At 51.4% G+C, this 19,612-nt stretch carries 12 protein-coding genes, 4 tRNA genes and 3 rRNA genes; 5 read left to right on the top strand and 14 right to left on the bottom strand.

Going from position 1 to position 19,612, the window contains the following annotated elements; all coding sequences use genetic code 11:
- Positions 1 to 153 precede the first annotated feature (153 nt).
- Positions 154 to 2,604 (top strand): acyl-CoA dehydrogenase FadE, encoded by a 2,451-nt coding sequence (gene fadE / locus FH974_RS03380; protein ID WP_047886809.1) that lies wholly within the window; start codon positions 154 to 156, stop codon positions 2,602 to 2,604.
- Positions 2,605 to 2,720: 116 nt separating this feature from the next.
- Here the strand turns inward: fadE and FH974_RS03375 are convergent, their stop codons facing one another.
- Together FH974_RS03375 and dnaQ are read right to left on the bottom strand one after the other, a co-directional pair.
- Positions 2,721 to 3,962 (bottom strand): TIGR03503 family protein, encoded by a 1,242-nt coding sequence (locus FH974_RS03375; RefSeq protein ID WP_047886810.1) that lies wholly within the window; start codon positions 3,960 to 3,962, stop codon positions 2,721 to 2,723.
- Between the two features lie 8 nt (positions 3,963 to 3,970).
- Positions 3,971 to 4,699 (bottom strand): DNA polymerase III subunit epsilon, encoded by a 729-nt coding sequence (dnaQ, locus tag FH974_RS03370; RefSeq protein WP_047886811.1) that lies wholly within the window; start codon positions 4,697 to 4,699, stop codon positions 3,971 to 3,973.
- A gap of 52 nt (positions 4,700 to 4,751) precedes the next feature.
- Here dnaQ and rnhA point away from each other — a divergent pair, with 52 nt between their 5' ends.
- Complete coding sequence (gene rnhA / locus FH974_RS03365; RefSeq protein ID WP_047886812.1) at positions 4,752 to 5,216, top strand: ribonuclease HI; 465 nt, start codon at positions 4,752 to 4,754, stop codon at positions 5,214 to 5,216.
- 80 nt (positions 5,217 to 5,296) lie between these two features.
- Here rnhA and FH974_RS03360 read toward each other — a convergent pair whose 3' ends face one another.
- Entirely contained in the window at positions 5,297 to 6,040 is a 744-nt protein-coding gene (locus FH974_RS03360; protein ID WP_047886813.1) for a methyltransferase domain-containing protein, read from the bottom strand.
- A gap of 59 nt (positions 6,041 to 6,099) precedes the next feature.
- On the opposite strand from FH974_RS03360, the gene gloB reads away from it, so the two are divergent.
- From gloB to FH974_RS03345, 3 genes are all read left to right on the top strand, one after another.
- Positions 6,100 to 6,858, top strand: a complete 759-nt coding sequence (gene gloB, locus FH974_RS03355) for a hydroxyacylglutathione hydrolase (protein WP_047886814.1) — start codon at positions 6,100 to 6,102, stop codon at positions 6,856 to 6,858.
- A gap of 70 nt (positions 6,859 to 6,928) precedes the next feature.
- On the top strand, positions 6,929 to 8,491 hold the full coding sequence (locus FH974_RS03350; protein WP_047886815.1) for a lytic transglycosylase: 1,563 nt from the start codon (positions 6,929 to 6,931) through the stop codon (positions 8,489 to 8,491).
- The gene (locus FH974_RS03345) at positions 8,488 to 9,177 is read left to right on the top strand and encodes a YIP1 family protein (RefSeq protein ID WP_047886816.1); all 690 of its coding nucleotides are present in this window, start codon (positions 8,488 to 8,490) and stop codon (positions 9,175 to 9,177) included. Before FH974_RS03350 ends, FH974_RS03345 begins: the two co-directional genes overlap by 4 nt.
- On the opposite strand, the gene FH974_RS03340 is transcribed toward FH974_RS03345, so the two are convergent.
- The 11 genes from FH974_RS03340 to FH974_RS03290 all read right to left on the bottom strand — a co-directional run bounded on the left by FH974_RS03340 (position 9,164) and on the right by FH974_RS03290 (position 19,589).
- A complete protein-coding gene (locus FH974_RS03340; protein ID WP_047886817.1) occupies positions 9,164 to 10,009 on the bottom strand; it encodes an endonuclease/exonuclease/phosphatase family protein in 846 nt (281 codons plus the stop codon). The genes FH974_RS03345 and FH974_RS03340 overlap by 14 nt on opposite strands.
- A 61-nt stretch (positions 10,010 to 10,070) precedes the next feature.
- Positions 10,071 to 10,406, bottom strand: a complete 336-nt coding sequence (locus tag FH974_RS03335) for a DUF1904 domain-containing protein (protein ID WP_047886818.1) — start codon at positions 10,404 to 10,406, stop codon at positions 10,071 to 10,073.
- A gap of 563 nt (positions 10,407 to 10,969) precedes the next feature.
- A tRNA-Trp gene (locus tag FH974_RS03330) sits at positions 10,970 to 11,046 on the bottom strand.
- A gap of 104 nt (positions 11,047 to 11,150) precedes the next feature.
- Positions 11,151 to 11,227 (bottom strand) — tRNA-Asp (locus tag FH974_RS03325).
- A 43-nt stretch (positions 11,228 to 11,270) separates the two neighbouring features.
- A 5S ribosomal RNA gene (rrf, locus tag FH974_RS03320) occupies positions 11,271 to 11,386 on the bottom strand.
- Between the two features lie 118 nt (positions 11,387 to 11,504).
- Positions 11,505 to 14,396, bottom strand: a 23S ribosomal RNA gene (locus tag FH974_RS03315).
- A 266-nt stretch (positions 14,397 to 14,662) separates the two neighbouring features.
- Positions 14,663 to 14,738, bottom strand: a tRNA-Ala gene (locus FH974_RS03310).
- A 40-nt stretch (positions 14,739 to 14,778) separates the two neighbouring features.
- Positions 14,779 to 14,855: transfer RNA gene (locus tag FH974_RS03305), tRNA-Ile, on the bottom strand.
- 70 nt (positions 14,856 to 14,925) lie between these two features.
- Positions 14,926 to 16,477 (bottom strand): 16S ribosomal RNA (locus FH974_RS03300).
- Together the 16S, 23S and 5S rRNA genes with 4 tRNA genes alongside form the textbook arrangement of a ribosomal RNA operon.
- Before the next feature lie 357 nt (positions 16,478 to 16,834).
- Positions 16,835 to 18,658: an extracellular solute-binding protein gene (locus FH974_RS03295; protein WP_207103488.1), complete on the bottom strand. Its 1,824-nt coding sequence runs from the start codon at positions 18,656 to 18,658 to the stop codon at positions 16,835 to 16,837.
- Positions 18,659 to 18,752: 94 nt separating this feature from the next.
- The gene (locus FH974_RS03290; protein ID WP_084712411.1) at positions 18,753 to 19,589 is read right to left on the bottom strand and encodes an ABC transporter ATP-binding protein; all 837 of its coding nucleotides are present in this window, start codon (positions 19,587 to 19,589) and stop codon (positions 18,753 to 18,755) included.
- Between the last annotated feature and the right edge of the window lie 23 nt (positions 19,590 to 19,612).

Raw genomic sequence — 19,612 nt, 5'->3', positions numbered from 1 at the left:
CATCTTTACGTAACCGGTCAATTTCAGAACAGAAAAACATTTTACATTTCATTAAAAATCAAATTACACTTATCACAAGTGGTAAGACCTCTTACCTTAATAAAAACGTACCCGCTACAATAATAATGAAACGCCCATATAAGGAGATTGAACATGGTAACACTTGTGTACCTGCTAGGGCTGCTCGGTCTGACCGGTGTACTCGCATACCACCGCGCCAACCTGAAAACCTTTACTATCGCGATCGCCGCAGCCCTGATTCTGGGAACCCTGCTGGATATCGTCGGTCAGTACAGCTGGTTGCTGTTCCTGCTGGTTGCCGTACCGTTAAACATGACTACGCTGCGTCGTTCCCTGCTCAGCCGCCCGGCACTGAAAGCTTTCAAAGGCGTAATGCCGGAAATGTCGCGCACGGAAAAAGAAGCGATCGATGCCGGGACGGTCTGGTGGGAAGCCGATCTGTTCCGAGGCGCACCGAACTGGGACAAGCTGCATGACATCCCGGCTCCGCGTCTGAGCCCGGAAGAAAAAGCATTTCTCGACGGTCCGGTCAACGAAGTGTGCCGCATGGTGAACGATTTTCAGGTTACTCATGAGCTGGCTGATCTACCGCCGGAAGTGTGGCAGTACCTGAAAGATCATAAGTTTTTCGCCATGATCATCAAAAAAGAATACGGTGGTCTGGAGTTTTCCGCTTACGCACAATCACTGGTTCTGCAGAAGCTGACCGGTGTCTCCGGCGTACTGTCGTCAACCGTTGGCGTCCCAAACTCTCTGGGTCCCGGTGAGTTGCTGCAACATTACGGCACTCAGGATCAAAAAGATTACTACCTGCCGCGTCTGGCTGAAGGTAAAGAAATTCCCTGTTTTGCTCTGACCAGCCCGGAAGCCGGGTCTGATGCCGGGTCAATACCTGATTTCGGTATTGTGAAAAAAGGTCACTGGCAGGGAGAGGAAGTGCTGGGGATGGAGCTGACCTGGAACAAGCGCTACATCACGCTGGCACCGGTCGCCACCGTTCTGGGTCTGGCCTTCAAACTCTATGACCCTGAGCACCTGCTGGGTGATCAGGAGGATCTCGGTATTACCTGTGCCCTGATCCCAACAGATATTGACGGTGTAGAGATTGGCCGTCGCCACTTCCCACTGAACGTTCCGTTCCAGAACGGTCCGACTCAGGGCGATAAAGTGTTCGTGCCGATTGATTTCATCATCGGTGGTCAGGACATGGCGGGTCAAGGCTGGCGTATGCTGGTTGAGTGCCTGTCAGTCGGCCGTGGTATCACGCTGCCGTCGAACTCAACCGGCGGACTGAAAAGCGCGGCGCTGGCAACCGGGGCGTACGCCCGTATTCGTCGCCAGTTCAAACTGCCAATCGGTAAAATGGAAGGGATTGAAGAGCCACTGGCACGGATTGGCGGTAATGCTTACGTGCTGGATGCGGCCAGCAGCCTGACTGTTGCCGGGATTGATTTGGGTGAGAAACCATCCGTGATCTCTGCCATCGTGAAGTATCACTGTACTCACCGCAGCCAGCGTGGCGTTATCGATGCAATGGATATCGTGGGCGGTAAAGGTATCTGTATGGGGCCAAGTAACTTCCTGGCTCGCGGTTATCAGGGTGCTCCGATTGCCGTGACCGTTGAAGGGGCCAACATTCTGACTCGTTCGATGATCATCTTCGGTCAGGGGGCGATCCGCTGCCATCCTTACGTACTGGAAGAAATGAATGCCGCTTACAATGACAACGCCGAAAAAGCCCTGAATGAGTTTGACGGCGCACTGTTCGGTCATGTGGGCTTCGTGATCAGTAACCTGGTTCGATCTTTCTGGCTGGGTCTGAGCGACGGCCGTGGCTCCAAGGCACCGCGTAAAGATGAAACCAAACGTTACTATCAGCAGATCAACCGCTACAGTGCCAACCTGGCGCTTCTGGCTGATATGTCGATGGCCGTACTGGGTGGCTCGCTGAAACGTAAAGAGCGCCTCTCTGCCCGTCTGGGCGATGTGCTGAGTCAGCTTTACCTGGCTTCTGCCACCCTGAAGCGTTACCAGGATGAAGGCTACCAGAAAGACGACCTGCCGCTGCTGCACTGGGGTCTGCAGGACGCCATGTACCAGACTCAGGAAGCGCTGGATGAATTCCTGCGTAATTTCCCGAATCGTCCGATTGCAGCCGTACTGCGTGCCATTGTGTTCCCGCTGGGAATGAGCCGAGTGCGTCCTTCTGACAAACTGGACCACCAGGTTGCCCGTATTCTGCAAACGCCATGTGACAGCCGTAACCGCATCGGCCGGAACCAGTTCCTGGAAGACACCGAGAATTCCGCGGTCGGCAAAATCGAGCGAGCACTGAAAGACATTCTGGCGGCAGAGCCGATCTATGATCGCGTCTGTCAGGCCGCTGGCAAGAAAATGCCTTTCATGCAGCTGGATAAAGTCGCAGATACCGGTCTGGAGCTGAAGGTGATTAACGCGGAAGAAGCAGAGTTACTGCGCCGCGCTGAAGCCGGCCGTCTCGAAACCATCAATGTTGATGACTTCGACCCGCGCGATCTGGCAGCGAAGGCTTACCAGGCTTCGCCAAAAGAAATTGCGGCCTAAACCATCTGCTGCAGGCAACAACGTCAGTTAGGGGGGAACCCTGACGAAAAAAGGGAAGCCAATGGCTTCCCTTTTCTTTGTTCTGCTTGCGCGACTCCATCTGTCGGGGGCAGCCCTCAGGCTTCAGGAATATCCAGCCCCGCATCATTCACGGCTTTCTTGGCTCGCCATTTGCGCCATAGCACCATCAGCAACGCCACCAGTCCGATCACGCCCAGGTTTGCTGCGGCAATCATCTTCCACGCTTTACTGCGCGCCGCTTCACGTTCCGCTTCCATCTGAGCAATTTCAGCCTGCTTGGCTTTAGCTTCCTGCTGCTCCCGGAATGACTCCAGGTTGCGATCCAGCTGAAGTTCAGCCATCACGGCAAAATGGCTCTCCGGCAGTTTAAAAATCAGTTCACGGTTATTGAAGTTGTCCGTCGCATAAAGCCAGCCAGACCAGGTATAACGCCCCGGTTTTTCTCCGTTTGGCAGCCAGACCTTCAGATCAACCTCATCGCTTAACGCCGCCTGCTGGCTGATAGTTCGGGTACCGTCAAAGCTGACCTGCTCGATATGAGCGGCAAGCGATCCCGGCTTGATGGCACCTTCCTCGGCATCCACCACAATCTGGTGATACTCATGCCGCCCACGCCCCTGAATAAAGCTGGCGCGCAGTGGTGGTGGATAAACCAGTACTTCCTGCTCAACCGTCCGTAAGAAGATGCCATTGCCAGAGCTCAGGCTAACCCGGTATTTCCCCGGCTGCAATTCCACCGGTAATGCCACCGTAAACACGCCATCTCCCGGCACCTCGTCAAAGCCTAAGCCATCGTCAGCAAACTCCCCTAACGGAATTGGCGACGGCTGGGATTCTTTCGGCAGCGACTCGACATTCTCAATGTATTCGTAGAACACCACCGATAACTTCACCCGATCCAGAAAATCCCGCATCGTCAATGGCTGGCCATTCTGGGTTAAGCGTGCCGTAAATTTGAGGGTTTCCGACTGATAAAGACGGGAAGGTAACGTGGCAACCTGCAACTGCAGATCTGACAGCACTTTTACCTGATTGGTAGGCGTGACTTTACCGACAGCCTGCCAGGGGCCGGGCATCGGGTTTTCAATGGAGATGATATCCATGCCGGGTTCTTCGTACCAGGACACATTGTCCGGATGGCGCCAGGCATAATATTTTTGCCCGTCAGGGCGAACCAGTACAACCGAATGGCTGCTCTGTTCACGTTTGACCACAAACGAGACCTGCTTGATGGTCGGGTCAACACGGAAGCGGTTATCCAGCCATGACATAGCCGCATCGTCGCTTGCCCACGACAACACCGGCAATAATCCAATTAGCCAAGATAATCGCTTCATTGTACCTCTTATAGACGCCACATAACGTCGGCTTTTTTACCTATGATATCCAGACGCTGCTCATGCGCAGATAATTCATCGGCAGATGCTCGAATAACCTTTAGCGCTTTTCGCCCGGACGCCAAGCGTCGGATTTCATTTTCGGTACCAGCATCACTTTCTTCGCCCCCGGCATTCAGCGCCAGCGACGTCTGGCCACCTGTCATCATCAGGTAGACATCAGCCAGAATCTCGGCATCGAGCAAGGCCCCGTGTAGCGTACGGTGCGAGTTGTCTATCCCGTAGCGCGAGCAGAGCACATCAAGGTTGTTCCGTTTCCCCGGAAATAGGCGCTTGGCCATGTCCAGGGTATCGGTGACCTTACAGAAATCAGTCGTTTTTCCTATCGACGTATCCAGCTTGCTGAACTCATAGTCCATAAAACCGATATCGAAGGGTGCGTTGTGGGCAACCAGCTCGGCGCCGCGAATAAACTCCATGAATTCATCATGGATGTCAGCGTAAGTCGGTTTGTCGCGCAAAAATTCATCCGTAATACCGTGAACATCAATGGCTTCCACATCGATATTACGATCCGGCCGGATATAGACATGGAAACTGTTCCCGGTCAGTTTACGGTTAATGATCTCCACGGCACCGATTTCTACAATACGGTGCCCTTCATAGTGAGGACCGGTCATATTCATACCGGTTGTTTCGGTATCAAAGACGATTATGCGTTCATTAGTGGCTTTCATAGCAGCGATTGTGTCAGACTAAAGTTTTCAACTAAGACGAATACTACCAAATATGACCAAGCAGGTAGAAATTTTCACGGATGGATCTTGCCTCGGCAATCCGGGGCCCGGCGGTTACGGCACGGTTTTACGTTATAAACAGCATGAAAAAGAGCTTAGCGAAGGCTTTTTCATGACCACCAATAACCGGATGGAACTGCTGGCCGCCATTGTTGGCCTGGCCTCTCTGAAAGAACCTTGCAAGGTAGACCTGACGACAGACAGTCAGTACGTAAGACAAGGCATTACCCAGTGGATCCACAACTGGAAAAAGCGCGGCTGGAAAACCGCTGACAAAAAACCAGTGAAAAACGCCGATTTATGGCAACGGCTGGATACCGAGACCCAACGCCATCACGTGAACTGGCACTGGGTGAAAGGTCACGCGGGTCACCCTGAGAATGAACGTTGTGACGAACTGGCTCGTACCGCGGCCAATGCCCCGACTCAGGAAGACACCGGGTACCAAGCCTCCTGACCCTAAGCGGATATAAGGCGGCAATCGGGCCGCCTCTGTTAATTTGGAAATCGGTGTTTTTGGGTAGTGCCGTTTTATTGTTAACACTGCCGCTTTGAACTGGCCTTCGTTCGACAGTTCATCCCCAACGGTGCCAACTGCCGTCGCACTTTCCAGGTCGGCTTAATCGGTTTGAGGGGCACAGTACGCTTACGAGCCACAATCAGATACATGCTGCCGATACCGGCGCAGCTTTCAGATAACATCCCCTCCATCCAGGCAGAGCAAGCCTGATGATGAGTGGCCGGTAAAATGGCAAAGTTTTCATGAAAAACCACTTCGTAATTCAGCACACTCAGCCAGTCTTTGATCCGCATCGGCATAAACATTCTCCCCTTCCAAGGATAACGCTTGCGATTCCAGGGCAATAATGCCCGCAGCCCCACCACGCTGATTGGGTTCGTGCCACTGAGCAGCAGATAACCGTCATCCATGGTCACTCTGTCGATTTCTCGCAGCAAACGGTGAGGATCCGAGCAATAATCAAGCTGATGGGCAATCAGGCAAACGTCAAAGGCTTTTTCGACAAATGGCAATGCAAACGGGTCAGCCACGACGTTATGCAGTGGATTGAACTTGTCGATGCAAATTTGGTGCTGGATGTTACAATGGCCACTGGCTAATTCACAACTTAGCCCGCCCAGCTTCAACATGTGGTAGCCAAACAACTTAGGCCACCATTCGTCCAGCTGGGCCTGAAGCAACTCAGCGGCCCATTCGCCATTAACGACCTGCGACCAGGTATGGGGTGGATCGATGTGTTTTAATATGCGGGCTGGCTTCATAAGCGACACCAAACTCAATCCATGCTCAACAAAACAGAAACAGGCCGGAGAACAACATCATGCTGACAGTAAAAAGCATACCTGCATTCAATGATAATTACATCTGGCTGATTCACAGTCCGGATAACCATTGTGTAGTGGTTGATCCCGGCGAGGCCGCTCCGGTTCTCAAGGTGCTGGAAGAAGAACAAATGCATCTGGATGCCATTCTGATCACCCACCACCACCACGACCACGTCGGTGGTCTTAGCGAGTTGAAGCGTCGTTATCCAAATATAAACATAGTTGCACCGGCTGACGAGCCCATTCCGGCAGTTTCCCGTTCGGTTGAAGACGGGGATCAGGTCGAAATTTTCGGTGAACGCTTTATGGTCCTGGGTGTACCGGGGCACACTGCCGGTCATGTCGCCTATGTCGGAGACGGCAAACTGTTTTGCGGTGACACGCTGTTTTCGGCTGGATGTGGCCGCCTGTTCGAAGGCACGCCAGAGCAAATGTTCCATTCCCTGCAAAAACTGGCCGCCTTACCGGACGAAACAGAAGTCTACTGCGCCCACGAATACACCAGCAGCAACCTGGCCTTTGCCCTGGTAGCCGAGCAGGATAACCCCCATCTGCAACGTTACCGCGAAGAAGTCAGCCGCTTGCGTGCCCAGGGAATCAGCACGATTCCGAGCACTCTGAAACAGGAAAAACTGATTAATCCTTTCCTGCGCTGCGATCAGCCAAGCATCAAAAAATCCGTTGCAAACAAAGCGACGGGCAACAGTGATGTTGAAACCTTTGCCGCGCTGCGTCGTTGGAAGGACGAATTTTGACATCTGTCACTTGTCACTGAGGTGGTAGGACAAGTATCATTTCCAGCTATTTTGGCTATGGGCTGGACACATGAAATCCCGAATTTTTTTGGCAAGTGCGCTATTACTGGCTGGTTGCCAAATTACTAAAACGACAGATACAGTAGAAGAAACGACAAACACAACCCCCCTTAACCCGTCTGCGGCCCAGGTTGCTACCAAACCAACAACAAAGGCAACGCCGCAGAATGTCCCGCCAGTCGTGACCGTGACACCGCAGGAACAAGACGATGTCTGGAAGCGGATCAGTATGCAGATGTCTCTCGAGATACCTGAAAACCAACGCGTTAATTACTACCGCAACTGGTACCGCCGCTACCCGGGTCACCTTCAAGTTGTCGCACAACGTGCCGAGCCCTTCCTGTACCTGATCACCGAAGAAATTGAAAAACGTAACCTCCCTCTGGAACTCGCGTTACTCCCTATCGTAGAAAGCTCTTTCGATCAGTTTGCCTACTCACACGGGCATGCGGCCGGGCTGTGGCAGATCACTCAGCCGACAGGACGCACCTTCGGACTAAAACAGGACTGGTGGTATGACGGCCGCCGTGACGTGGTGGAATCAACCCGTGCGGCTCTGGACTTACTGACGTACCTAAACCGCAAATTCGATGGGAACTGGCTTCATGCTCTGGCAGCCTACAATACTGGCGAAGGCCGGGTTTTCCGAGCCATCAGCCAAAACCAAGCTGCAGGCAAGCCTACGGATTTCTGGTCGCTGAATCTGCCTGAAGAAACCAGTGGCTACGTACCGAAACTGCTGGCTGTCGCCGATGTGATCCGTAATCACGAAAAATACGGTCTCGACATTCCGGTAATCGCTAATAAACCGGCGGTGAAACTGGTAAAACCTGGCACTCAGATGGACTTGGCGATGGCGGCATCCTTTGCCGGTGTCAATGTAGAAACACTGCAAAGCCTTAATCCCGGCTACAACCACTGGGCAACCGCTCCAGATGGCCCAAGTCACCTCCTGCTTCCGATTAATAAGGTTGATGGATTCAACACCGCATTTGCCAAAAATGGTCGTCGTGGCATGAAGGTCATTCGTTACCAGGTTAAATCCGGTGACAGCCTAAGTGCGCTCGCCAAAAAACACCGGACCACGACTAAACAGATTCAACGTGCCAACAATATGACCGGTACCAATATCCGGGTTGGTCGCCACCTACTAATTCCGGTTGCCTCGCAGGGGCCGGACGCTCCGGCGGTAAGTCTGGTCCGGAAAAACCAGGTGACCCACGAAAACGGCTATCGCACCAGCTACACCGTCCGTTCTGGTGACAGCCTGTGGAGCATTGCACGCAGCAATAATGTCTCGGTGAAAGATATCCAGAAATGGAATGATATTACCCAGCGCAAACCGCTGCGTATCGGACAAAAGCTCACCTTGTGGAAAGACAAAGACACCAGCAATGCTTTGCGAACCGTCTATTATGAAGTGCAGTCTGGCGATAACCTGAGCACCATTGCTAAACGCTACAATGTGAAAGTGGCTGATGTGGTGAAATGGAATCAAATCGGCAGTCAAAAATACCTGAAGCCGGGACAAAAACTGAAACTGTACATTGATGTCACTAAGGTAAGCGCATGACACCGTCATCCAATCCGTTTATTGCCGTTGTGGATGCATTCCGCTCACCAATTGAATGCTTTGCAGCCATCCACGAACGCCCGAAGTGGGCGTTTGTACCGTATCTGCTGATTATTCTCGGCCCGTTTTTCTTCTGGGGAGCGTACTTTAATCATGTGGATCTGCCCTGGCTGCAGCAAACGCTGATGTATCAGCTCGGTAATGTGGAACAAGAAATCCAGGAAGCCTGGCTCAGTAAAGAAGTTCTGCTGGCTGGTGAAGTATTCAGTGATGTGATTGGCCGTACTGCAGCGCTGTTTGTGCTGGCTCTGTGGCTGAACCTGTCAACCAAAAGCAGCACTTATACCCACAGCTTCGGTAAATGGTTGGCCGCGGCCTGCTTTATCATGTTACCGGCTGTCATTGGTGATTTAGCCAGTTACCTGAATGCTGTCTTTAACACCAGCCAGATTCTGCCGAATGCAGCGGATCTGAATAGCCTTAATGGCCTGCTGAAACTCCCTCTCAACAGCCCATGGTCGCCATTTACCACGACGATACCGTTACTGATGCCTTGGTATATTGCACTGAGCTATGCCGTTGTCAGTGCCTGGACCGATTACGACCGGGCTAAATGCATTATTGTTGCCGCCCTGCCTTGGCTAATGACACTGCTGATCTGGCCATTGCTGATTATTGCAGCCTGAATCTGGCAATGATCGGATTGTGATCTGAGGCATCCGTTACGGGTGCCTCTGCATTTACCAGACGAACCCCGCGATAATACAGATGATCCAATGGCTTACCGAACACCTTGATTCGACGATCCCGCTCAAGCACCACGTCTTTCAGACCCAAACTTTGCGCAAAATGCTCTACCACCTCAACCCGAGCCTGACGCCAGGTATTAAAATCTCCCGCCAGAATGATTGGGCCAATGTGCTTGTCCAGCACCTTCTTTAAGGTATTGAATTGCTCTTTGTACTCTTCAAGCCCAAGCGCGAAATTCACCCCGTGCAGGTTCACCACAGCCAATGTCTTTCCATCCGACAGCACAAACTCAGACAATAATGCAGATTTCGGCAGACGCAGCCAGGGCTCCATAGCCAGATAGGCGCAGGTCGTCTTGGCATTGACACTGGAAAGGTTCATTACGCCAGCCGGGGTATTCAAAAACTTGAACGCATTGGCCATCCGGACTTTCCATTCGGTGTCATCCAGATAATCTTTCAAGCCGGGCGTCAGGCTGGCTTCCTGCAAAAGCACCAGCTGACTGTGCGCAGAGAATTGCGCCAACGCCTCACGCCAGTTTTCTTTCTGCTGTTTATAGATATTCCAGACCGATACAGAGAATTCCCCCTGCTGATCCAAAGGCAAAGCCACTTCACTATGAACGCAGCTATACGAAAATTGCGGAGCCAGCACATTTGCACTGACCTCCGGAACATCCGAGACATCAAATGACCAGTTGAAGGCACTGATCCCCAACGCTCCTGCGACCGCACCTAATCCTGCAACAACCTTGGTATAGCGTGACATTGACCCTACCTAAAAACGACTTCAGCCCCGAAAGGAAAACGGCCCAAAGGCCGTTGATAACTCAATAATGACTGCCGTTGTCATAATACGCCGACGGTGTCAGCGCCGTAAAAATCACCGCAACATCCAGTTCCGGATCTTCAAGTTCAGCCCGCACCGCAGCGGTAATACTTTGAGCAACTTTATCCTGAACATCCTGGTCCCGGTCAAACCACAGTACTTCGACAAACGGATAAGCATCAGACACTTCCCCGTCAAAAATGAACGTGGTGGAAATATGCTCCAGCGTAAAATCTTCACGGGGGCACACCATTAAAGGCTCCAGTTCATCAACCAGCTTGGTCGACAACGATTTTACGTGATCAAACTCAATGGCTCTGAATCGTAGGTGTGGCATAGCGTCTCCCTTCAAGCGGTGTTTTCTGACAGTTTAAGCTACTCACCTACTGTCAGAGAAGTATCAAACCTCGAACCACCACTCATAATGTGCTCATTAAAAGCGCCAAGTTTGCCGTGTGATTCAGCAAAAGTCTATGCCTTTTCTTTTCACCAATTTGGCTTCTATCCGTCACGAGATCTCTCACTTTTAAAGAAAACCTTACAATTTTGAGGGTTAGGTTAGCCATCAGCCAGTCATAACACTGACTTTTATCATCACATATTTATATCTCAGTTGGGAAAAATCACGATCTTCGAGGTGTATGCTTCATTGAGACGCAGCCTCCTTAAGACACGGAGTTATTTAGGCAAGAGTGGTAAGCACCAACGAATCAGATCCCCAGCATTTTTTCGGGGATGCCTAGTCTGAGCTTCGAAAATGGCAGGAGTGGAGAGATTAGGCCGGGCTGGCGAATCCAGCTTCCAATACGCACTGTTTATTAATTTCAGGGGAATCGGCGGCTCTTTCCTAGGAGGTAAAAATGCAAAAAAGCCCCAGCATTTCTGCTGAGGCTTCGATAGTGGCAGGGGTGGAGAGATTCGAACTCCCAACACGCGGATTTGGAATCCGCTGCTCTGCCAATTGGAGCTACACCCCTGTAGTTATTTTTTAAGACTTAACTTTGTCTGAATAAGTGGCGGAACGGCCGGGCTGGCGATCCAGCGGGACTCATTCGACCGAAGGGCGAACCCTTCAAATAAGTGGCGGAGCGGACGGGACTCGAACCCGCGACCCCCGGCGTGACAGGCCGGTATTCTAACCAACTGAACTACCGCTCCACTCAGGATTAACGTTTGTTCAGAACGCTAACCTAAATTGGGTGCCTGGCGATGTCCTACTCTCACATGGGGAGGCCCCACACTACCATCGGCGCTGCTGCGTTTCACGTCTGAGTTCGGCATGGGATCAGGTGGGTCCACAGCGCTATGGTCGCCAGGCAAATTCTTTGATTCACCGCCCGCAGGCCGCAAATCACAATCTTGGAAAAAACTGACTAAAGTTCAAGCACACCATTCAAGTGCTCGTGGAGTCCGTCAAAAACCCCTTGGGTGTTGTATGGTTAAGCCGCACGGGCAATTAGTACAGGTTAGCTCAACGCCTCACAGCGCTTACACACCCTGCCTATCAACGTTCTAGTCTCGAACAACCCTTCAGAGAGCTTGAAGCTCTGGGGATGACTCATCTTGAGGCTCGCTTCCCGCTTAGATGCTTTCAGCGGTTATCGATTCCGAACTTAGCTACCGGGCAATGCGTCTGGCGACACAACCCGAACACCAGAGGTTCGTCCACTCCGGTCCTCTCGTACTAGGAGCAGCCCCTCTCAATCATCCAACGCCCACGGCAGATAGGGACCGAACTGTCTCACGACGTTCTAAACCCAGCTCGCGTACCACTTTAAATGGCGAACAGCCATACCCTTGGGACCGACTTCAGCCCCAGGATGTGATGAGCCGACATCGAGGTGCCAAACACCGCCGTCGATATGAACTCTTGGGCGGTATCAGCCTGTTATCCCCGGAGTACCTTTTATCCGTTGAGCGATGGCCCTTCCATTCAGAACCACCGGATCACTATGACCTGCTTTCGCACCTGCTCGAACCGTCATTCTCGCAGTCAAGCGGGCTTATGCCATTGCACTAACCTCACGATGTCCGACCGTGATTAGCCCACCTTCGTGCTCCTCCGTTACGCTTTGGGAGGAGACCGCCCCAGTCAAACTACCCACCAGGCACTGTCCGCACCCCCGATGAGGGGGCGACGTTAGAACATCAACACTACAAGGGTGGTATTTCAAGGACGGCTCCACAGATACTGGCGTACCTGCTTCGAAGCCTCCCACCTATCCTACACATGTAGGGTCAATGTTCAGTGCCAAGCTGTAGTAAAGGTTCACGGGGTCTTTCCGTCTAGCCGCGGGTACGCAGCATCTTCACTGCGATTTCAATTTCACTGAGTCTCGGGTGGAGACAGCGTGGCCATCATTACGCCATTCGTGCAGGTCGGAACTTACCCGACAAGGAATTTCGCTACCTTAGGACCGTTATAGTTACGGCCGCCGTTTACCGGGGCTTCGATCAAGAGCTTCTCCCTAAGGATAACCCCATCAATTAACCTTCCGGCACCGGGCAGGCGTCACACCGTATACGTCATCTTTCGATTTTGCACAGTGCTGTGTTTTTAATAAACAGTTGCAGCCACCTGGTATCTGCGACTGCCAGCAGCTCCAAGAGCAAGTCTCTTCACCGCCGGCAGCGTACCTTCTCCCGAAGTTACGGTACCATTTTGCCTAGTTCCTTCACCCGAGTTCTCTCAAGCGCCTTGGTATTCTCTACCCGACCACCTGTGTCGGTTTGGGGTACGATTTCTTGCTATCTGAAGCTTAGAGGCTTTTCCCGGAAGCATGGCATCAATGACTTCAGCACCGTGGTGCCTCGACATCGGGTCTCAGCCTTAAGATGGTCCGGATTTGCCTAAACCATCAGCCTACACCCTTGAACCTGGACAACCGTCGCCAGGCCCACCTAGCCTTCTCCGTCCCCCCATCGCAATAGCAAGAAGTACGGGAATATTAACCCGTTTCCCATCGACTACGCCTTTCGGCCTCGCCTTAGGGGTCGACTCACCCTGCCCCGATTAACGTTGGACAGGAACCCTTGGTCTTCCGGCGAGGAGGTTTTTCACCCCCTTTATCGTTACTCATGTCAGCATTCGCACTTCTGATACCTCCAGCGCCCCTTACAGGACACCTTCAGCGGCTTACAGAACGCTCCCCTACCCAATACGCTAATGCGCATTGCCGCAGCTTCGGTGTATCGCTTAGCCCCGTTAAATCTTCCGCGCAGGCCGACTCGACCAGTGAGCTATTACGCTTTCTTTAAATGATGGCTGCTTCTAAGCCAACATCCTGGCTGTCTGAGCCTTCCCACATCGTTTCCCACTTAGCGATAACTTTGGGACCTTAGCTGGCGGTCTGGGTTGTTTCCCTCTCCACGACGGACGTTAGCACCCGCCGTGTGTCTCCCGGATAGTACTTACTGGTATTCGGAGTTTGCAAAGGGTTGGTAAGTCGGGATGACCCCCTAGCCTTAACAGTGCTCTACCCCCAGTAGTATTCGTCCGAGGCGCTACCTAAATAGCTTTCGGGGAGAACCAGCTATCTCCGAGTTTGATTGGCCTTTCACCCCTAGCCACAAGTCATCCGCTAATTTTTCAACATTAGTCGGTTCGGTCCTCCAGTGCGTGTTACCGCACCTTCAACCTGCCCATGGCTAGATCACTCGGTTTCGGGTCTAATCCCAGCAACTGCACGCCCAGTTAAGACTCGGTTTCCCTACGGCTCCCCTATACGGTTAACCTTGCTACTGAAATTAAGTCGCTGACCCATTATACAAAAGGTACGCAGTCACAGGACAAAGCCTGCTCCTACTGCTTGTACGTACACGGTTTCAGGTTCTATTTCACTCCCCTCACAGGGGTTCTTTTCGCCTTTCCCTCACGGTACTGGTTCACTATCGGTCAGTCAGGAGTATTTAGCCTTGGAGGATGGTCCCCCCATCTTCAGACAAGATAACACGTGTCCCGTCCTACTCGTTTTCACGCCAAATGTGTTGTCGGCTACGGGGCTGTCACCCTGTATCGCTGAGCTTTCCAGCTCATTCGCCTGACACCTAAAGCGCTTAAGGGCTAATCCGGTTTCGCTCGCCGCTACTGCCGGAATCTCGGTTGATTTCTCTTCCTCGGGGTACTTAGATGTTTCAGTTCCCCCGGTTCGCCTCATCAAGCTATGTATTCACTTGATGATAACTGCTTATGCAGCTGGGTTTCCCCATTCGGAAATCGTAGACTCAAGTGGCTCTTACTGCCTCATCTACGCTTATCGCAAGTTAGTACGTCCTTCATCGCCTCTGACTGCCCAGGCATCCACCGTGTACGCTTAGTCACTTAACCATACAACCCCAAGAGGTTTCGTATGTTCAAACAACCAAGGTTTTCCATCTGAGTTAAGATGGTTAGTTTGTTTTGCCGGACTCTTCTTACACAAGACACTTGAATGTGTATTGCTTGAGAACTCGTTTCTCTTTCGAGAAACAATAATTTCGATTCGTATGAATCGAATTACTAGTCAGCTTTCCAGATTGTTAAAGAGCATGTGTCATTATCTCCAACGAGATAACACCACTGTTTAAAGATTCTCAGGGAAAACCCTTAAAGAGTGGTGGAGCTAAGCAGGATCGAACTGCTGACCTCCTGCGTGCAAGGCAGGCGCTCTCCCAGCTGAGCTATAGCCCCAACGTTTCCGATGCCTCACCAGCTTCCTTTGGGCAGGAAGTGGTGGGTCTGAGTGGACTTGAACCACCGACCTCACCCTTATCAGGGGTGCGCTCTAACCACCTGAGCTACAGACCCAGCATCGTTTCGCTCTTCACATTTTAACCAAGCAATCTGTGTGGACACTACGCAAAGCGCAGTCTTTTGGTAAGGAGGTGATCCAGCCCCAGGTTCCCCTAGGGCTACCTTGTTACGACTTCACCCCAGTCATGAACCACACCGTGGTAAACGCCCTCCCGAAGGTTAAGCTATCTACTTCTGGTGCAGCCCACTCCCATGGTGTGACGGGCGGTGTGTACAAGGCCCGGGAACGTATTCACCGTGGCATTCTGATCCACGATTACTAGCGATTCCGACTTCATGGAGTCGAGTTGCAGACTCCAATCCGGACTACGACATACTTTGTGGGATTCGCTCCACCTCGCGGTCTTGCTGCCCTCTGTATATGCCATTGTAGCACGTGTGTAGCCCTACTCGTAAGGGCCATGATGACTTGACGTCGTCCCCACCTTCCTCCGGTTTATCACCGGCAGTCTCCCTGGAGTTCCCACCCGAAGTGCTGGCAAACAAGGATAAGGGTTGCGCTCGTTGCGGGACTTAACCCAACATTTCACAACACGAGCTGACGACAGCCATGCAGCACCTGTCTCACGGTTCCCGAAGGCACTCCCGCATCTCTGCAGGATTCCGTGGATGTCAAGAGTAGGTAAGGTTCTTCGCGTTGCATCGAATTAAACCACATGCTCCACCGCTTGTGCGGGCCCCCGTCAATTCATTTGAGTTTTAATCTTGCGACCGTACTCCCCAGGCGGTCTACTTAACGCGTTAGCTCCGAAAGCCAGTGTTCAAGACACCAACCTCCAAGTAGACATCGTTTACGGCGTGGACTACCAGGGTATCTAATCCTGTTTGCTCCCCACGCTTTCGCATCTGAGCGTCAGTCTTTGTCCAGGGGGCCGCCTTCGCCACCGGTATTCCTTCAGATCTCTACGCATTTCACCGCTACACCTGAAATTCTACCCCCCTCTACAAGACTCTAGCCTGCCAGTTCCAAATGCGATTCCGAGGTTGAGCCCCGGGCTTTCACATCTGGCTTAACAAGCCGCCTGCATGCGCTTTACGCCCAGTAATTCCGATTAACGCTCGCACCCTCCGTATTACCGCGGCTGCTGGCACGGAGTTAGCCGGTGCTTCTTCTGCAGCTAACGTCAAACAATACCGCTATTAACGATACCGCCTTCCTCACTGCTGAAAGTGCTTTACAACCCGAAGGCCTTCTTCACACACGCGGCATGGCTGCATCAGGGTTTCCCCCATTGTGCAATATTCCCCACTGCTGCCTCCCGTAGGAGTCTGGACCGTGTCTCAGTTCCAGTGTGGCTGATCATCCTCTCAGACCAGCTAGGGATCGTCGCCTAGGTGAGCCGTTACCCCACCTACTAGCTAATCCCACCTGGGCCAATCTTAGCGCGAGAGGCCCGAAGGTCCCCCTCTTTGCTCCGTAGAGATTATGCGGTATTAGCCATCGTTTCCAATGGTTATCCCCCACACTAAGGCATGTTCCCAGGCATTACTCACCCGTCCGCCGCTCGCCGCCCAACAAATCCCCCGAAGGGTCAATGTTGTCGCTGCCGCTCGACTTGCATGTGTTAGGCCTGCCGCCAGCGTTCAATCTGAGCCATGATCAAACTCTTCAATTAAAGTTTTGGCTCGATGAATACTGAATTAAATTGACTGTGCCAAAATAACCGAAGTCATTTTGAATTGGTCACTCAGTTCATCGATAAATCTTTTTGACTATCAGTTCACGAGTGCCCACACAGATTGCATGGTCAAATTGTTAAAGAACTTTTCTTTCACGTCGCTGGCTTATTTCGCCGTAGTCCGTGTCAGTGAGGCGGGATTATAGAGACTTCCGCCACGCTGACAACCCCTAAAAACAGAAAAACTCAGAAAGCCAGCTCGTTCGATTAAAAATCAATCTACTTCAGGGCTTTTCGTATAAAAAAAGGAAGACACCACATTGGGTACCTTCCTTTGTACCGTTAGAAACAGCTTTATCTGGGCTTATATTGGTTATCCATGATAGTCACAGGTTCAAAGGCCTGTCCCTTTTTCATCGCCTTCTGTGTTTCTTTCTTCACATCAGCATCTATCCAGTACAGACCAAGATCGTATAACCCACTTATCGTCATGAGTTGCTCCATTTTCTTTTGCATCGGCTGGTCAGGGTATTTAATCCAGCGCCAGTACCCTTCCCGGGTATATGGTGCCATCACTCCTGGTACTATCACGTTTGCGTCATGGACTACCTGCTGAATCTCGCGCGACAAGGATTCTTTATCTTTGGTTGAAAAAACACTGCGGTATTTCATGATCAACTCATCGAGTTGCGGGGTACTGTAATTGGTAAAATTGTTGTTCTGCGGCTTATTCGCATTTTCACTATGGAAGTATTCCCAGTATTGTGGACGAGGTGCCGAGCCCATACTGTGGTAGGAGATTTCGTGCTTTTTCTCCAGGACATATTTGAACGCCGATGAGCCGTCGACCAGATTCAATGTCAGTTCAAGGCCCGCTGCTTTAGCCTGTTCTTTCAGATAAGCCAGTTGTGGCGTCATGACCTGATTACTGTAGGTGACGGCAAAACTCAGGCGCTGGCCCCTCGCATTCACCCGAATACCATCGGCTCCCACACGATCAAACCCCGCTTGTGTAAATGACGAGATTGCAGCCTGTGGATCATAAGGTAACGGTTTGAGGCTCTCATTAGTAAACGCTCCCAGACCGACTCCCAGCCCCTGAGGCTTACGACTAAAATCGCCTCGGAATACATTTTGGTTCAGGCCATCAATATCTAAAGCCAACGCAATCCCTTTTCGTACATTCCGATCACCCAGTTGAGGCTTGGCGGTATTCAGCCAAAAGCTACCCGCTCCGATTTCAGTCTGGTTATATCCCCAGAACTTATGAATGTACCCCTTTTGGAAAGGCGCTGAATTAGTTTTGTCATACCATAATTCCGGCCGCCCCAAAGCAAAGGCATCCAAATCGCCCTTTTCGAAGTGCTTAAAGGCAATATCCTGATCGCGAATTACACGAATCCGAATTTTCTCCGGGTTATAGCGATGCTGATAATAGCGATTGCTATACCCCCACCACTCTTTCCCGGCATGTTCCATGGTGATGGATTTGCCTTTCTTGATGTCACCGACATGATAGGCCCCGAGTGTCGGCTCAGGCTTGAAGTTATAAAGGCGGACGAAGTTATCATCAACGCCGTCCTGGTTTGCATCTTGATTTGGCTTATAGAAGTGTTCAGGCCGCGGCTTCAGACGATGACTGAAATAGAGTAAGTCTTCCTTATCCATTTCTTTGCCAAAAACAATTTCAATCGTATGGGCATCCAGAGCATTAATCTGATCAAACATTTCGGTATAAAAGGTGTTATACCATGGGTCAAAAATGTCTTTGGAACGATAAAACTTCAGCATGTAGCTAAAATCTGTTGCTTTCAGCGGTACGCCGTCTGACCATTTTGCTGCCGGATTCAGCTTCATATAAATGGTTTTATTGTCGTTACCAAAAGCCCAGTGCGTGGCAATGTCTGGAATCCAGGCCAAGCTGTCCGGGTGACGTTGCAGTAATTGCGGCTGACCGTCTAACAGCCAGGTGCGAAAACGACCATTTCCATCCGGTCCAACGGTTCTGAATGTTTGCGGAAAACTGTCGATTGAAGTACGAAATGTACCGCCAAATTTGGCATCAGGGGAAGCAAACAAGGGTTCATGATTATTGGTTTGCCAGCTCACATCCGGTGGCAACGCGGCATCAGAAACCATCGGTATTAAAGACAGTGCCAACGTGATTACTTTCTTCATTTTTCGTCCTTGATAATCGTTTACCTGATCTACGTTCCATTAAGTATGGGCGAGCCAAAAACAAAGAAGCACTGCGAGGCAGTGCTTCTTGTGGTTAAGCTACTTGAGTCTTCTTTTCGGCTGGTCGCTTCTTCTTTCGATCCCTCGGGTGAGTGATCGGTATCGCGGAAAGCAGCGTCTTGGTGTAATCAGCCTGCGGATTGGCGTAAATGTCCTTCGATTCCCCCATCTCCACAATTTTGCCGAAATACATCACTGCCACCCGGTCAGAGATATGTTTAACAACCGACAGGTCATGGGAAATAAAGATAATCGCCAGATTCATTTCTTTCTGCAATTGCAACAGCAAATTGAGGATTTGAGCCTGTACCGACACGTCCAGAGCTGAAACAGACTCATCACAGATCAATAGCTTAGGTTTCAGCGCGATTGCCCGCGCAATACCAATACGCTGACGCTGGCCACCGGAGAACTCATGGGGGTAACGGTTCACCGCGTTTTCCGGCAAGCCGACTTTGACCAGTAGTTCTTTGACCCACAGCTGGCGCTCTGCCGGAGTTCCGATGTTATGGATAATATAAGGCTCTTCCAGAATCATTCCGATGGTATGACGCTGATTCAGCGACTCCATTGGATCCTGAAAAACAATCTGCAGATCTTTTCGCAGTGGCCGCATTTCTTTGGTGGAGAGTCGGGTAATGTCCTGTCCCTCAAAGATAATTTTCCCGTCTGTCGGTTCGTACAGTTTAAGAATAGTACGCCCCAGGGTACTTTTGCCGCAGCCTGATTCACCCACCAGCCCCAGGGTCTCGCCTCTTGAAACGGAAAACGACACGCCGTCCACGGCTTTCACCGTGTAACCTTTTTTGAAAATGCCTTTGCCAGAGACAAAATGCTGCTTGAGGTTTTCTATCCGTAATACTTCTGTCATAGCGTCCTCTTTCTCGACCTCAG

The organism is Photobacterium ganghwense, assembly GCF_017329545.1.
Lineage (GTDB): Bacteria > Pseudomonadota > Gammaproteobacteria > Enterobacterales > Vibrionaceae > Photobacterium > Photobacterium ganghwense.
The sequence above is the reverse complement of the archived record's forward strand: the minus strand, read 5'-3'. Positions and strand labels throughout refer to the sequence as shown.

Bases quoted from the DNA above. Each gene is read 5' to 3' on its own strand.
- FH974_RS03340 (WP_047886817.1), bottom strand. From the start codon at position 10,009: ATGTCACGCTATACCAAGGTTGTTGCAGGATTAGGTGCGGTCGCAGGA.
- FH974_RS03350 (WP_047886815.1), top strand. From the start codon at position 6,929: ATGAAATCCCGAATTTTTTTGGCAAGTGCGCTATTACTGGCTGGTTGC.
- fadE (WP_047886809.1), top strand. From the start codon at position 154: ATGGTAACACTTGTGTACCTGCTAGGGCTGCTCGGTCTGACCGGTGTA.
- FH974_RS03345 (WP_047886816.1), top strand. From the start codon at position 8,488: ATGACACCGTCATCCAATCCGTTTATTGCCGTTGTGGATGCATTCCGC.
- FH974_RS03335 (WP_047886818.1), bottom strand. From the start codon at position 10,406: ATGCCACACCTACGATTCAGAGCCATTGAGTTTGATCACGTAAAATCG.
- dnaQ (WP_047886811.1), bottom strand. From the start codon at position 4,699: ATGAAAGCCACTAATGAACGCATAATCGTCTTTGATACCGAAACAACC.
- FH974_RS03295 (WP_207103488.1), bottom strand. From the start codon at position 18,658: ATGAAGAAAGTAATCACGTTGGCACTGTCTTTAATACCGATGGTTTCT.
- FH974_RS03375 (WP_047886810.1), bottom strand. From the start codon at position 3,962: ATGAAGCGATTATCTTGGCTAATTGGATTATTGCCGGTGTTGTCGTGG.
- rnhA (WP_047886812.1), top strand. From the start codon at position 4,752: ATGACCAAGCAGGTAGAAATTTTCACGGATGGATCTTGCCTCGGCAAT.
- FH974_RS03360 (WP_047886813.1), bottom strand. From the start codon at position 6,040: ATGAAGCCAGCCCGCATATTAAAACACATCGATCCACCCCATACCTGG.
- FH974_RS03290 (WP_084712411.1), bottom strand. From the start codon at position 19,589: ATGACAGAAGTATTACGGATAGAAAACCTCAAGCAGCATTTTGTCTCT.
- gloB (WP_047886814.1), top strand. From the start codon at position 6,100: ATGCTGACAGTAAAAAGCATACCTGCATTCAATGATAATTACATCTGG.